Origin of the sequence: uncultured Helcococcus sp. (assembly GCF_946998255.1) — a bacterium.
GTDB lineage: Bacteria > Bacillota > Clostridia > Tissierellales > Peptoniphilaceae > Helcococcus.
Window position 1 is genome coordinate 1 of sequence record NZ_CAMPYN010000033.1, and the last position, 14,155, is coordinate 14,155.

13 protein-coding genes are annotated in these 14,155 nt (G+C 31.6%); 8 read left to right on the forward strand and 5 right to left on the reverse strand.

From position 1 onward, the window contains the following. The 5 genes from Q0U66_RS03905 to ctlX all read left to right on the forward strand — a co-directional run. A partial coding sequence (locus Q0U66_RS03905; protein ID WP_297377664.1) for a DNA translocase FtsK occupies window positions 1-423 on the forward strand: 423 nt, incomplete at its 5' end. Next, complete coding sequence (gene pgsA, locus Q0U66_RS03910) at window positions 410-949, forward strand: CDP-diacylglycerol--glycerol-3-phosphate 3-phosphatidyltransferase (RefSeq protein ID WP_297377687.1); 540 nt, start codon at window positions 410-412, stop codon at window positions 947-949. The genes Q0U66_RS03905 and pgsA, both read left to right, overlap by 14 nt. An 8-nt stretch (window positions 950-957) precedes the next feature. Continuing rightward, a complete protein-coding gene (gene recA, locus Q0U66_RS03915; RefSeq protein WP_297377666.1) occupies window positions 958-2,010 on the forward strand; it encodes a recombinase RecA in 1,053 nt (350 codons plus the stop codon). An 18-nt stretch (window positions 2,011-2,028) separates the two neighbouring features. After that, complete coding sequence (gene rny / locus Q0U66_RS03920) at window positions 2,029-3,591, forward strand: ribonuclease Y (protein WP_297377669.1); 1,563 nt, start codon at window positions 2,029-2,031, stop codon at window positions 3,589-3,591. Between the two features lie 71 nt (window positions 3,592-3,662). Beyond that, a complete protein-coding gene (gene ctlX / locus Q0U66_RS03925) occupies window positions 3,663-4,580 on the forward strand; it encodes a citrulline utilization hydrolase CtlX (RefSeq protein WP_297377671.1) in 918 nt (305 codons plus the stop codon). 700 nt (window positions 4,581-5,280) lie between these two features. On the opposite strand, the gene Q0U66_RS03930 is transcribed toward ctlX, so the two are convergent. Next, window positions 5,281-6,639, reverse strand: coding sequence for a 5'-nucleotidase C-terminal domain-containing protein (locus tag Q0U66_RS03930; protein WP_297377673.1), 1,359 nt, complete (start codon window positions 6,637-6,639; stop codon window positions 5,281-5,283). 77 nt (window positions 6,640-6,716) lie between these two features. Between Q0U66_RS03930 and Q0U66_RS03935 the strand changes: the two genes are divergently transcribed. After that, a complete protein-coding gene (locus Q0U66_RS03935; protein ID WP_297377675.1) occupies window positions 6,717-7,700 on the forward strand; it encodes a tyrosine recombinase XerC in 984 nt (327 codons plus the stop codon). Window positions 7,701-7,746: 46 nt separating this feature from the next. Here Q0U66_RS03935 and Q0U66_RS03940 read toward each other — a convergent pair whose 3' ends face one another. The 3 genes from Q0U66_RS03940 to lexA all read right to left on the reverse strand — a co-directional run bounded on the left by Q0U66_RS03940 (window position 7,747) and on the right by lexA (window position 10,504). Then, complete coding sequence (locus Q0U66_RS03940; protein ID WP_297377677.1) at window positions 7,747-8,778, reverse strand: phosphotransferase; 1,032 nt, start codon at window positions 8,776-8,778, stop codon at window positions 7,747-7,749. A gap of 41 nt (window positions 8,779-8,819) precedes the next feature. Beyond that, window positions 8,820-9,809 carry a peptidoglycan bridge formation glycyltransferase FemA/FemB family protein gene (locus Q0U66_RS03945; RefSeq protein WP_297377679.1) on the reverse strand — a complete coding sequence of 330 codons (990 nt, stop codon included), beginning with the start codon at window positions 9,807-9,809 and terminating at the stop codon, window positions 8,820-8,822. Window positions 9,810-9,886: 77 nt separating this feature from the next. Continuing rightward, on the reverse strand, window positions 9,887-10,504 hold the full coding sequence (gene lexA, locus Q0U66_RS03950) for a transcriptional repressor LexA (protein WP_297377681.1): 618 nt from the start codon (window positions 10,502-10,504) through the stop codon (window positions 9,887-9,889). A gap of 134 nt (window positions 10,505-10,638) precedes the next feature. Here lexA and Q0U66_RS03955 point away from each other — a divergent pair, with 134 nt between their 5' ends. Both Q0U66_RS03955 and Q0U66_RS03960 read left to right on the forward strand, forming a co-directional pair. Further along, on the forward strand, window positions 10,639-10,932 hold the full coding sequence (locus tag Q0U66_RS03955) for a LysM peptidoglycan-binding domain-containing protein (RefSeq protein WP_297377683.1): 294 nt from the start codon (window positions 10,639-10,641) through the stop codon (window positions 10,930-10,932). Between the two features lie 57 nt (window positions 10,933-10,989). Continuing rightward, window positions 10,990-11,913 carry a diacylglycerol kinase family protein gene (locus Q0U66_RS03960; protein ID WP_297377684.1) on the forward strand — a complete coding sequence of 308 codons (924 nt, stop codon included), beginning with the start codon at window positions 10,990-10,992 and terminating at the stop codon, window positions 11,911-11,913. Between the two features lie 33 nt (window positions 11,914-11,946). Here Q0U66_RS03960 and Q0U66_RS03965 read toward each other — a convergent pair whose 3' ends face one another. Further along, entirely contained in the window at window positions 11,947-14,028 is a 2,082-nt protein-coding gene (locus Q0U66_RS03965; RefSeq protein ID WP_297377686.1) for a heavy metal translocating P-type ATPase, read from the reverse strand. Between the last annotated feature and the right edge of the window lie 127 nt (window positions 14,029-14,155).

A 14,155-nucleotide genomic window follows, 5' to 3' on the forward strand; every position in this document is an offset into this window, starting at 1 on the left:
GATATGCTTTACTATCCAAGCAAGCTACCAAAACCAAAGAGGGTACAAGGCGCATTTGTTACAGACCATGAAATTGAAAGAGTTGTAACATATGTAAAAAACAAAAATATAGTTGAAGAAACTAATGATAGTTTTAATAAAAAAATAGAAGAAGTAAATAAGTCTAATGATTCATTAGATGAGGTGGATGAACTATTTGATGAGGCAGTTAGATTCGTTATTATGGAAGATACTGCATCAATATCTGCTATACAAAGAAGATTTAGGGTTGGTTATGCCAGAGCTGGCAGGATTATAGACCAAATGACCCTAAGTGGAATTGTAAGCGAGCAGGATGGTTCAAAGCCAAGAAATGTATTGATGACCTTAGATGAATATGAAAATATGTTAGGAGATGGAGATGTTAAAAATGAACTTAGCTAATAAATTGACCCTAATCAGGTTGTTTATGGTTCCAGTTTTTGTAATAGTTTTTAACATTTATGGTGTAGATTCTGTAATACCAGCTGTAATATTTGCTCTAACAGCAGCAACAGACTTTCTAGACGGCCATATAGCTAGATCTAGAAATCTAATCACTACTTTTGGTAAATTTATGGATCCTTTAGTAGATAAGGTGCTAACACAAGCTGGATTTATAGTCCTAGTTGGAGCCGGTTTGATACCTGCATGGCCAATGATTGTTATAATATTTAGAGAATTATTGATTGACGGCCTACGTATGCTTGCTGCATCAAGAAATATAACTATAGCAGCATCTATTTACGGAAAAGTAAAAACAACCAGCCAAATGATAACAATAATCTTATACTTATTAAGTGGCCAATTAACTTTTGTTCCATTATATGTATATAGCATTTTCTTATATTTATCAGTTATACTTACAATCATTTCAGGTTTAGACTACCTCATTAAAAATATTGAAGTTTTAGACTTAGACAATATATAGGAGGATAAATGACTGATATTGATTTAGAAAAGAAAAAAGCCCTCGATAGGGCCTTATCACAAATTGAAAAGTCATATGGTAAAGGATCAATAATGGTGCTTGGCGATGAAGCTGCAGTACCAAATATCGACGCTATTCCTACTGGAGCCCTTAACTTAGATATAGCTCTAGGTATTGGTGGTTTACCAAGGGGTAGGATAGTAGAAATTTATGGTCCAGAATCATCTGGTAAAACAACCTTAGCCTTACATTCTATAGCTGAAGCGCAAAAATTAGGTGGGATTGCTGCCTTTATTGATGCTGAACATGCCTTAGATGTAAATTATGCTAAAAATTTAGGTGTTGATACAGAAAACTTAGTTTTATCACAGCCTGATACTGGTGAACAAGCTTTAGCTATTACAGAATCACTAGTAAGATCAAATGCTGTTGATATAATAGTAGTTGACTCTGTAGCAGCCTTAGTTCCAAGAGCTGAAATAGAAGGGGACATGGGGGATACTCATGTTGGTCTACTAGCTAGACTTATGTCCCAAGCCTTAAGAAAATTAACAGGTATAGTTGCAAAATCAAATTGTACTGTAATTTTCTTAAACCAATTAAGACAAAAGATTGGTATTATGTTTGGTAACCCTGAAACCACAACAGGTGGTATTGCTCTTAAATTCTATTCAAGTGTAAGACTTGATATTAGAAGAAAAGAACAAATCAAAGACAAGGATGAAGTAATCGGTAACTCAACTCAAGTTAGAGTTGTTAAAAATAAGGTTGCTCCACCATTCAAAGTAGCTACATTTGATATTATGTATGGTACAGGTATTTCAAAGACAGGTACAATACTTGATACAGCTGTAGACTTTGGAATTATTGATAAGGCAGGTTCTTGGTATTCATACGATGGTGAAAGACTAGGACAAGGTAGAGAAAATATAAAAACCTACCTAGAAGAAAACCAAGATGTATGTGATGAAATTGAAGCAAAAGTTAGAGAACATGCTAAAAGCTTACAATATGGTAAGCAAGAAGAAGTAGTTGAAGAAGATTCAGATAAAATAGTATAGCATCTAATAGGAGGCAATATGGATATAGTATATTATGTTCTTGCCTTGCTTGTGGGAGTTATAATTGGGTATATTATTGTTTCAATTATGAAGAAAAAATCTGATAGGAACAAGATTAGTTCTGCTGAGAATATTTCCAGAAGAATTATCGATGATGCTAACAGAGATGCTGAAAATATAAAAAAAGAAAGTTTGTTGACAGCTAAAGAAGAAGTATATAAATTAAAACAAAATATAGAATTAGAAGAAACTAAAAAACGTAACGAACTTAGCAAACAAGAACAAAGATTAAATAAAAGAGAAGATCTTTTAGATAAAAAAGAAGACAGCTTAGATAAAAAATCAGAAAAACTTGATAGAAAACAAGAATCATTAAATGCTAAGCTTAAAAATGTTGAAGAAAAAGAATTACAAATAGACGAAAGTCTAGAAGAACAAAAGTTAGAATTAGAAAAAATCGCTTCATTAACCAATGAAGAGGCTAAACAAATTGTTTTAGACATGGCAAATGAAGAAGCAGAACACCAAAGAGCTCTTATAGTAAGAGACTACGAAGCTAGGATAAAGGAAGATCAAAATAAGCTAGCTAGAGAAGTTATTACTAGAGCCGTTCAAAGACAAGCTTCTGATGTTGTAGCCCAATCATCAGTTACCCTAGTAACCCTTCCAAACGACGATATGAAGGGTAGGATAATTGGTAAAGAAGGTAGAAACATTAGATCTTTTGAAAATATAACAGGTGTAGACGTTATAATCGATGATACACCAGAAGCAGTAGTATTATCATCATATGATCCAAAGAGAAGAGAAATTGCTACTATTACATTAGAAAAATTAATGATTGATGGTAGGATTCATCCAGCTAGGATAGAAGAAGTTTACGAACTAGCTGTAGAAGAAGTTGAAGATAGGATTAGACAATATGGTGAAGGTGCTGCAGAAAGAGCTCGTGTTCATGGTCTACCACATGAAATAATAAGGACACTAGGTACACTAAACTTTAGAACTTCTTATGGACAAAACGTTTTAGAACACTCAGTAGAAGTAGCTAATATAGCCGGTAACCTAGCAACCGAATTAGGCATCAATGCAAGAACAGCTAGAAGAGCTGGTCTTTTACATGATATAGGTAAGGCTTTAGACCAAGAAGTTGAAGGTACACACGTTGAAATTGGTGTAAGACTATTAAGAAAATATAAGATCAATGAAGAAATTGTTCATTGTGTTGAAGCTCACCACTTTGATGTACCATTCAATTCACTTGAAGCTATGGTTGTACAAGCTGCAGATGCTATTTCAGCAGCAAGACCAGGAGCAAGAAGAGAATCAATAGAAGCATACTTACAACGACTTTCAAACCTTGAAGAAATTGCTAATTCATATGATGGCATTAAATCAGCTTATGCTATTCAAGCTGGTAGGGAAATAAGAGTTATAGTAGAACCAGATAAGATATCTGATGATAAGATAACCTTACTATCTCAAGAAATTGCCCATAGAATTGAAGAAGAATTAGAATATCCAGGTAAGATAAAAGTTCATGTTATAAGAGAAATAAGAGCTTCAGCCTATGCAAAATAAAATAAAATTGTGATAAAATAGGTCTGATATACTATAAAGTAAATCAGATCTATTTTAATTTAGGAGTAAATATGTTTAAGCATACCACTGATGAAATTGTAATGATCAAACCAAAAAGATTTGATTTTAATGAAGAAACTGCAGTGAATAATATTTATCAAAATAATGATAATAAGTCGCCTGAAATCATTCAAAAGAGGGCCTTAGAAGAGTTTAATGGCTTAGTAGATGCTATTAGGTCTAAGGGAGTAAAAGTAAATATAATCGAGGATACCACCATTCCTCATACACCTGATTCCATCTTTCCAAATAATTGGTTTTCCACTCATGAAGATGGATTTTTAGTAATCTATCCAATGTTTGCTGAAAATAGGCAGGAAGAAATATATAAATTTAAATCGAAAGTTGAAGAAATAGCTAGAAATAAAACTCCTGGGGAATTAAATATACTCGACTATTCGGACTTAAGAAAGAAAAATAAGGTACTTGAAGGGACTGGAGCTATTGTTATAGATAGGAAGAATAAAACTGCATATACCTCCTTATCTGAAAGATCTGACAAGGCTCTATTCTTGAAATGGTGTGAAGATACAGGCCATAGACCTTGTTATTTCAAATCTTACCAAGATGGAGAGCTAATTTATCATACAAATATAATGATGGGAATTGGTGAAAAGAAGGCTCTGGTATGTCTTCAAGCCATAGATGAAGAGGATAGGGGAAGAGTAAAAGAGTCTTTGGAAAAAGATGGTAATGAAATTATAGAAATTAATCCTGACCAATTAAAAGCTGGACTTGGAAATACATTAGAACTTAAAGGATCTGATGGAAACAATTTTATAGTCATGTCTACCAATGCCTATAAGTCACTAAATGAGAAACAAAAATTAGCTATAGAAAAAACTACAGAAATAATACATGCAGATGTAAGCACAATAGAATTTTATGGTGGTGGATCTGCTAGGTGTATGATAGCAGAAATTTTTTAATCAAATAATTTAATCTGCTACATTTTAAATTACAAAACATATAATAGAAAAAGAGAGAAGCTATTTCTCTCTTTGATTATTTTAAATAAATATTTTGATATAAAAATTAGCTGTAGTTATAAAAGTAGGGTAATATGGATATAAAAATGTTTCCATATAAAAATATAAAGTTTGTCACAAAATAATAATTTTGTGACAAAACCCATTCTTTTAAACCCAGATGGAGAGACCTGATAAGATTCAGCCTTCTAGCCAATCTTTAAGTCATTTATCATCATTTTTATATTTAAGCAATTTTGTAGGCTCTTATATGTCTCTCAAAAATTATAGAAATATTTTCTAAATGTATTTCTTATCCTTTACTAAATACTTTCTACTAAATCTATTCTTATATTTTATATATCCCTTGTCCATACTTTTAGATAATCAAATCAAAGATTATTATTCTTCTATTATAATATCTTATACTTTATATTGTTATTGCCTTATACTATTTATTTACTGGATATATCAACTAGATATTATAGTTATATTATATAAAACACACATAATCCTATCTATTTATAGTAAATACTGCTATAACTCCAGAAAAACATCTTATAAACGTGATGAAATAGCCATTTGTCTCTAATTTGCGTTTTAAGAGCTTTTTGCTTATATAGATAAGTAAATATATGTCCGTTTTAGGCTAAATTAGGTCTTATTTGGAAATTTTTCTTTTTATAAGTGATTTATTAAATATAGATTCATTATTTAAATGTTTTTCCATTAAATCCCTTATAAAAAGTTTATGCCATGTGGCATTTTTATTTTCAGTTTTTAAGGACGGATAAATTGAACCTCTTTGAATATAATCATGACTTACAATAGTATATTCTTTTTCTGGATCAAGTTTTTTATTATCTATAGTAATTATTAATGGATCTTTTTGTATTTTTACATTTGAGGAAAATGACAGGTCTCCAATTATTTTACCTCTAAAACCTGGACCACTAGTAGGTCTTCTTATATAATCTTGGTCTTGTGACAGGATTACAGCTTTTAATATGTCCGAACCCTTGACCTTGTATTTAGTTGGATTCAATTTAGATGGGATTGTATCTAACAAAGTTAGTCTAGAGATTGGCTTAGTTAAGGAATTATTAGCGATGCCGTTGTGCATAATTGCTAAATCTCCAGACATTTCTGCAAGGATTGAATCACATATAAAGTTTATCAGCTGACATTCTTCATATGGTTCATATGAAAGGCTATCAATGGCTGTAATTTCTTGGGATAGGATCTTTATAGCAAGGTCAGTCTTTGCTTTATAGATTTCATCAAATTTTGTATTTTCACTATCTTTTAGGTATTTATGGTCGATATCTTTAATAGTTAATTTTTTATCAATTAAAGATAAATCTATTATTCCTAGATTTTCACCACGACCAGATTGGGAATATTGCTTGTCTATCCAAACATTATGCGAATGACCACCTAGGATAAGGTCTATTTGCGGATATTTTTTGATAAAGATCTCATCCATCCAAAGGCCACTATGCGAAAGCAAAATCAAAAAATCATATTTACCCTTGTTAGCCTCAAGTTCTCTTTCTATAGCTTCATAAGGATCTGTAGTTATCAGGTTTCCATTCTTTAAAAATGTGTTATAGGCACCAGCCTTGAATCTTGAATTAAAATATGGTGACAAGGCAACAATTAAAAAATTAATGCCATTTTTTCTTATGATTATAGAACCTTTTAATCCTTCAATTAAATTTCCTGATCCATCACTTACATTAGCACTTAGCAAAGGAAACTTATTGACTAAGCTACTTATGGCATCATAGCCTAGGTCAAGCTCATTGTTTCCTATAGCCATAGCATCTAGTTTAAAAGAAAAGGCTAGTTCAAGGGCAGATTGTCCCCTATCGGCTTGGACTATAAAGTTACTTAAGTCGGCAAAGTCTCCACTATCTAAGTATAAATCTTCATCATTTTTATTTTCAATTATATAGGCACTTGCTTTCTTATAAAAATCAAAGTTACTATGTATATCATTTGTATGGTATATTTTCATATATTTTCTCCCTTATTTTGTTATTATAACATTTAAAATAAGATCAAATATAGTATATAATAGCTTTAGGAGGAATTATGTACAAGGATATTCCATATTTCTTAAGAGATTTTTTAAGTTATTTGAAGACAATTAAGGGACTATCACCAAACACAGTCCATGAATATTATTATGATTTAAGATTATATTTAAAATTTATGACCTATAGGCTCAACTTATTAGATTTTGAAGAAGAAGAGATTGAAGATATTGATATAAGAAAGCTTAAGGTTGAAGACTTAAAAGGAATCAGCATTATAGACTTGCATTCATACATATCATATAGGGACAATGACAGGGACAATTCAACTACTACCAGGTCTAGAAAGGTTTCTTCTCTCAGGACTTTTTATAAGTATTTAAATACTGTTGCCAAGACTTTGGATGAAAACCCAACTTTAGAGTTAGAATTGCCAAAAATGAAAAAAAGAAATCCGGTTTATATGACCTTTGATGAATCAAAAAGACTGTTGGAAGTGATAGCACAGGAGAAAAATGCTTTCCTTAGATATAGGGACTTTGCTATAGTCTTACTATTTTTAACTACTGGTATAAGACTTTCCGAACTTACATCTATGGATACTACAAGTCTAAAAGACTTGGAATTTACAGTTGTTGGTAAGGGTAACAAGGAAAGAGTTGTCTATATGACAGAAGCTGCAAAGTATGCTATAGACCAATATTTGATGGTAAGACCAGACTTAGAAGAAGAAAAGGCCTTATTTTTAAGTAATAGGCATACAAGGATGTCTAATAGGGCTGTCCAACATATGTTAGATAAGTACCTAGCCAAGGCTGGATTTGATACTAGGAAGTATTCAGTCCACAAGTTAAGACATACAGCAGCTACACTTATGTATAGAGAAGGCGTTGATATTAGGACCCTACAAAAGGTATTAGGTCATAGTTCGGTTGCAACCACACAAATATATACCCATGTGGCTGATGACAGTGTTAAAAGTGCTATAAGCCATAATCCTTTAAATGATATTAAAATGACTGAAGAAAAATCAGAAAAATAATAACAAAGAGAAAGACTGTTTACACAAAAAAAGTGTTCACAGTCTTTTAACTTTCTATTATGAAATTAATAAGTTCTTTTATTTTATCTACGTATCTATTTTCTTTTATCAAATAACTCCACAAGCTAACATTTGGAAATAAAAATAAGTCTACTATCTTCCTATAAGAATCCCAAACTTCTATTTCTATCTTATCTAATTTATAATAGGTAAAGATATAATTCAGTAAGTCTTGTCGGTAGTTGGTCATCTTATCAAAAATTTCTTTAGCAGAAAATTTTTTGAAATCCTCTACTGATAAATCATACCTTGTTTCATTTAATATATGATTTATATTCACTTCCTTACCCGCCATGTTAAAATCGATTAGTCCTATAAATTTTCCATCTTTTATCAAGATATTTGAAGGATTTAGATCGCCTTGTATAGAGCATTTTCTTAAATTTTTTATCTTGTCTTTTATAAGGTCTCTACAATCTTTGTTTATCTGATCAAGTTTCGAAACTAAATCTAATTCATCGATATCAAGTAGAGCCTCTCTCAATAAAAGATAATTCTCTTCTTTTTCATCTATATTATCATCCCATTCCGACAAGTCGATTATAGACCACATACTATTTCCAGACATAAGGTCTTTATCAGTATATGCGGTCATATATTTCGAAGTTTCCAATAAAACTTGCAACTTTATGTCTTCGCTATATTCTTCACTTGCACATATTTTATATGGAGCATATTCCTCTATCCAAGCTATAAAAGCTATATTTTCAAAATCAAATTCGTATAAGTGAGTATGGTATTTTGATAACTTGTATCTTGGAGCATATATACCGCTTTTATTATAGTTATCAATAAGCTTGTCAGATTCTATGAAATATTCTTCATTATAGATTTTGCTTGAAACAATTTTAAGAATCCATTTATCATCTATATTAAATTGAGCCCTAATATCACTTATAGATCGTGATGAATAATGAATTAACTCAATATTCTGATACTGTATTTGAAAATAAGTGCATATAGCTGATAAAAGCTTACCATTATTTTTTATTTTATCTATTATATTTTTACAATCCATAATCAATCCTTGATGGATAATAAATTAAAAGTTTAGTAAAGTTATTTAGCTAAGAAAATATTATATTTTTCCCTATCAAAAACTACGTCTAATTCTCCAATAAAATTACTATACATGTCTGGGTAACAGAAACCTTCTTTAAATCTATATAATCCATCTAAAGAATCTAAGGAATATATTCCACCGAAATCAAAGTAATCATATCCATTTTCCCTAGACCATTTAATTTCTTCCCATATCATATTGTAGTTTGGCATTTTATTTCTATGTTCATTTGAACTAGCTGCATATAGGTAGTATACCTTATTTCCATAAGGAATGAGTATTGATGATGATAGGGCTTCTCCTTCATAGTAAGTAGTAAATATTTTACCACCGCTATGGTCTATAAGTCTTTGGAAATAATCTTTTGGCCTGTAAGTCACACCTTGTCTTTCAGCCATAATCTTTGTAAGCTCATAAAACTTATCTAAGGTCTTCTCATTTGTTTCTAAAACAGTTTCTACACCGCTTTTAAATGATTTTCTAAGGTATCTTCTAGTTGATGAAGAAAAACCCTTAAATAATTCATCTTCACTCATACCAGAAATAGGTAAGATCATATTATGTCGTGGTTGGCTAAATGAATGCTCATCTTCGCCATAAGTCCTAAAATCGTAGCCTCTTTTTCTATATTCATAGATAGTTTTTTCATTAAAGATAACTTCAGGATCAATCCTTAATAAGAATGCATTGTACTTATCCTTTAAAACACTAGCTTCTTTTATTAACTCATCAACTAAATCGTAATCCTTAAAGTCGCAAACTGGACCTCTTGGTGCGTAAAGGAAGTACCCGCTATCTTTATTTTCGATTCCTAAAACGGTTAAAGCAGCTGCTATTTGATTATTTCTTTCAACATAAACATAATCAACTGACCAATTGTTTTTTACCTTTGCCCAATTTGGGTCTTGCATTGGTTTAGCAAACTTTGAATTTCTAACATATTCTTTATATCTATTAAAGTCTTCTTGACTTTCAACTAATGGCATTTCTACTCCTAAATATTTTACTCTCAAATACTTATTATAACAGTTTTCAGTTTAATAACAAAGTTTATTATAGAAAACTAAATGTTCTCTCTAAATAAGGAGATAACCTTGCCCAGTATCTCCATATACTCAGGGATAATCGGTTCCATAGAAGAGTTTTCAGGAATCAGCATGACCTGTCCATTCTTTTTATAAAGTCTCTTTACTGTAGCAGAATCTTCTATAAGTGCTACAACTATTTCTCCATGGTTAGCATAATTTGTTTTTTCTACTAAGATCAAATCATCTTCTAATATACCAGCTTCAATCATGGAATCCCCTTTTACCTTTAATAAGAAATAGTCCTTATTTTTAGTAATATGTGTAGGCACTGGATAATATGACTCTATATTTTCTTCAGCATAGGTTGGACTACCAGCAGCGATATTACCTAGAACAGGTATATCAATAGTCTCTTCCTTACTAGATAAAATCTCATCTTCATATTCATTATCTACCAAAAGCTTGATGGCTCTTGATTTTAAATTTGATTTTTCTATATATCCTTCTTTTTCTAACTTGGTTAAATCATTTGAAACAGTAGATGTTGATTTTATACCAACGCCATTTTGTATATCTCTTACTGTCGGTGCTAACTGGTTTTTTGCTATAAATTGTTTAATAAAATCTAAAACTTGTTTTTGTCTATCGTTCATATCAGGCTCCTATCTTTATCTAAATTATAGCAAAATACACAAAAGAAAACAAATGTTCTTTTTTTGTTGACATAGAACAAATGTTCTGTTAATATAAGTATAGAAAAGAACAAATGTTTGATTGAGAGGTAGATATGAGATTTAGAATTAAAGATCAAAGAAAATTCAACAGATTTATAATAATGAGCCTTAGCCTTATTACTTTATTAGTATTTTTTACATTTAATGTTTTCGGAAATAGTATTGTAGAAGGTAGGTCAGAAAACCAACCTAGCTTAATAGTTAAACAAGGTGACAGCCTATGGACAATAGCTGAACAAATCAACTCTAAAAAAGATGTAAGACAAGTAGTTTATGAGATTAAAGAGTTGAATGGATTAACTGGTTCAAATATCCAACCAGGTAAAAGATTGTATATTCCTAAATAATATTTATTCGATAAAGATCCCCCATTTTATGGTAAAATATAATAATTGGGGGATCTTATGTTTTTAAATGAATTTGACCAGATTTGCGTGATAATAAGCACCGCTTCTAAAAACTATGATGATATTGCAAAAAAAATAGATAATAAATTTTCCAATATCCTTGATAAAAATAAATATAAAATACATCTAACAAAAGATGCTAATTCAGTCACCAATATTGCCCATGACTTCGCAAGTAAAAATCCTGGCCAACTTATCATTACCGTTGGTGGAGATGGGTCTCTAGGAGAAACTGTTAATGCTATTAGAGGCAAGGATATTATATTCTCCTTTTTACCTAATGGTACAGGAAATGATTTTTCTAGGACTGTTTATCCTAAATTATCCTTTGACCAAATATTAGATAAGGTTGAGAGTCTTGAAATTAAGGATATAGACTTGATTAGAGTCAATGACGAGCTATGCTTAAATGCTTTCTCTTTTGGTTTTGAAAGTCAGGTACTAAAAAAATCTTTAGAATTAAAAGATAAGTTGGGTAAGTTTAAAAAGCTTTCTATCATATTAGCTGTGGCATTAAATTTGACCAAATTGTCTACCTATAAATATAAGTTAACATGCAAACTAGCAGATGGTACAAGTCATGATTCTATAAATGATAGGTATATCACTGCTGTGACAAATGGTAAATTTTATGGGACTGGATTCCAACCAGCACCCTATGCTGAAATAGATGATGGGATTTTAAATTTTAACTCTCTAAAGAAAGATAAGTTTGTAAAGCTGCTTGGGTTTTTAGCAAAATATAAGAGCGAAAAGCATATGAAACTTCCTATCAGTGAAAACTTTGAGCTACTAAGCGGTCGTATAGAATCCTTAGATGGACCAATGATAGGAAATATTGATGGAAATATGAGAGAATTTACAGTAATAGACTTTGAGGTCTTAAATAAAGCACTAAAGCTTGGTATCTTTAATGGATAGTTACCAAGCTTTTTTTCATTATAAAATAGATGGTTATTTTTTCCTTATAAATAAAATCCTCAGAGAGTTTAACACTGCTATTAGAGACACTCCAACGTCAGCAAAAACTGCTGCCCACATATTGGCACGACCTATTATTCCAAGTATCATTACAATAAATTTAACTCCAAGGGCAAATACGATATTTTCCATGGCGATTAGTTTTGTCTTCTTAGAAATTCTGTGGAATAGAGAAAGTTTTTTAAGTTCATTTCCCATTAGGGTAACATCTCCCGACTCAATTGCCGCGTCACTTCCCAGTTCTCCCATTACAATTCCCACGTCTGAAATCCTAAGCACTGGTGCATCGTTTACTCCGTCACCTACAAAGGCAACTCTACCTTCTGCTCTCTCTTTGATTTCGTTAAAGGACTTAACCTTGTCCTGTGGCAATAGTCCAGCTCTATAATCATCAAGATTTAATTCTTTTGCAACTTCACTTGCTGCAACTTTTCTGTCTCCTGTTAGCATAATAATATTTTTTATGCCTTGCCCTTTAAGTTCTTTAATGGTTTCCTTAGCATCTTTCTTTAAGCTGTCTGCAATTTCAATATGACCTAAAAATTTTCCATTCTTAGCCACATATATCAATGTGCCAGAGCTTTTCACTTCTTCAACTAAAATATTATTTTCTTTTAAAAGCTTGCTATTTCCTAAAAGAATTTCTTCTTCATCGAATTCACCACTAAGGCCCTTTCCCGGAATATCCTTAATATTTTTTATATCTAGGTTAACTTCATCTTTGTAATAGTCTCTTATGGACTGGGCTATTGGGTGGTTTGAATGTTCCTCCATCTTTTTAACCATAGATAGTAGTTCTTCTTCTGTGCATGACTTTGCTGAAACATTTATAACTTTAAACGAACCTTCTGTTAATGTTCCAGTCTTGTCCATTATAATTGTATCAACCTTCGACATGGACTCTACATAGTTTGAGCCCTTAACCAAAATACCATGTTTGGAGCTTACACCTATTGATGCAAAGTATGCCAGTGGAATTGATATTATCATGGCACATGGACATGAAATTACTAAAAAGGTCAGTGCTGTGTATATCCACTTTTTAAATTCTTGATTTAAAATAATTGGAGGTAAGATTGCAATTACGATCGCCGCTATAACTACAATTGGTGTGTAGTATCGAGCGAACACCGTAATGAAGTTTTCTGTTTCAGACTTCTTGTTGGAAGCATTCTTTACTAAGTCCAGTATTTGACTTACTGTTGAATCCTTGTATTCCTTTTGTACCTTTGCCTCTATAACACCTTCATTGTTAATGGATCCAGAAATTATTTCATCTCCAATGGAAACATTTAAAGGAATTGACTCTCCTGTTATTGAAGATGTGTCAAGGGATGACTCCCCTTTTATCACCACTGAATCCACTGGAACTTTTTCTCCAGGAAGTATTCTTATAATGTCTCCAAGTTTTAAAACTTCAGGCTTTACAACTTCAGTCTTTCCATTTACAAGTAAATTGGCAGACTCCGGTTTCATCTTAACCAAGTTTTTAATTGACTTGGTGGAACTGTCAACGGCCTTGTCTTGTAAATACTCTCCAAGGGTATACAGTAACATTACCATGACTCCCTCTTCCCTTTGCCCAATGGCAATGGCACCTAGGGTTGCAATGGTCATTAAAAAGTTTTCATCAAAAATCTGTCCCTTAGTAATATTTATAAATGCAGTTTTTAATATTGGAAAACCCACTACAAGATAAGCTATAAGTTCAAGGGCAATGTTAAGAGTATTATTCTTGCCCTTTATTAAATACGCCACTGCCATAAGTAGCGCAGAAATTGCCATGGTAATTAATTTTTTCTTTGACCCTGGCTCTTCCTCTTCCACTTCTTCCATTTCTTCCACAACTCTAAATCCAGTTCCCGGTTCAATTCTATCAACTATTTCCTTACATTCTTTAAGGATCTGTTCATAGTTACCATCTTTCGTTTCCAAATTCAAAGTGCTATCTATTACATTTACGTTTGCAAGTTTTATATTTGGCAGATTATTTATCTCTCTTTCAATTTTTGCACCACAGTTGGGACAATTTAATCCATTTAATTTAACTTTCATAATCACTCCATAATGTGGTCAAGTCCACTACTTATAATTTCATTTATATGCCCGTCATCTAATGAATAGTAAATGACCTTTCCATCTCTTCTGTTTCTAACAAGCCTTGCCTGTTTTAAAAGTCTTA

What these genes read in the sequence shown, in the direction of transcription:
- pgsA (WP_297377687.1), top strand. Translation starts at nt 410, where the DNA reads ATGAACTTAGCTAATAAATTGACCCTAATCAGGTTGTTTATGGTTCCA.
- recA (WP_297377666.1), top strand. Translation starts at nt 958, where the DNA reads ATGACTGATATTGATTTAGAAAAGAAAAAAGCCCTCGATAGGGCCTTA.
- rny (WP_297377669.1), top strand. Translation starts at nt 2,029, where the DNA reads ATGGATATAGTATATTATGTTCTTGCCTTGCTTGTGGGAGTTATAATT.
- ctlX (WP_297377671.1), top strand. Translation starts at nt 3,663, where the DNA reads ATGTTTAAGCATACCACTGATGAAATTGTAATGATCAAACCAAAAAGA.
- Q0U66_RS03930 (WP_297377673.1), bottom strand. Translation starts at nt 6,639, where the DNA reads ATGAAAATATACCATACAAATGATATACATAGTAACTTTGATTTTTAT.
- Q0U66_RS03935 (WP_297377675.1), top strand. Translation starts at nt 6,717, where the DNA reads ATGTACAAGGATATTCCATATTTCTTAAGAGATTTTTTAAGTTATTTG.
- Q0U66_RS03940 (WP_297377677.1), bottom strand. Translation starts at nt 8,778, where the DNA reads ATGGATTGTAAAAATATAATAGATAAAATAAAAAATAATGGTAAGCTT.
- Q0U66_RS03945 (WP_297377679.1), bottom strand. Translation starts at nt 9,809, where the DNA reads ATGCCATTAGTTGAAAGTCAAGAAGACTTTAATAGATATAAAGAATAT.
- lexA (WP_297377681.1), bottom strand. Translation starts at nt 10,504, where the DNA reads ATGAACGATAGACAAAAACAAGTTTTAGATTTTATTAAACAATTTATA.
- Q0U66_RS03955 (WP_297377683.1), top strand. Translation starts at nt 10,639, where the DNA reads ATGAGATTTAGAATTAAAGATCAAAGAAAATTCAACAGATTTATAATA.
- Q0U66_RS03960 (WP_297377684.1), top strand. Translation starts at nt 10,990, where the DNA reads ATGTTTTTAAATGAATTTGACCAGATTTGCGTGATAATAAGCACCGCT.
- Q0U66_RS03965 (WP_297377686.1), bottom strand. Translation starts at nt 14,028, where the DNA reads ATGAAAGTTAAATTAAATGGATTAAATTGTCCCAACTGTGGTGCAAAA.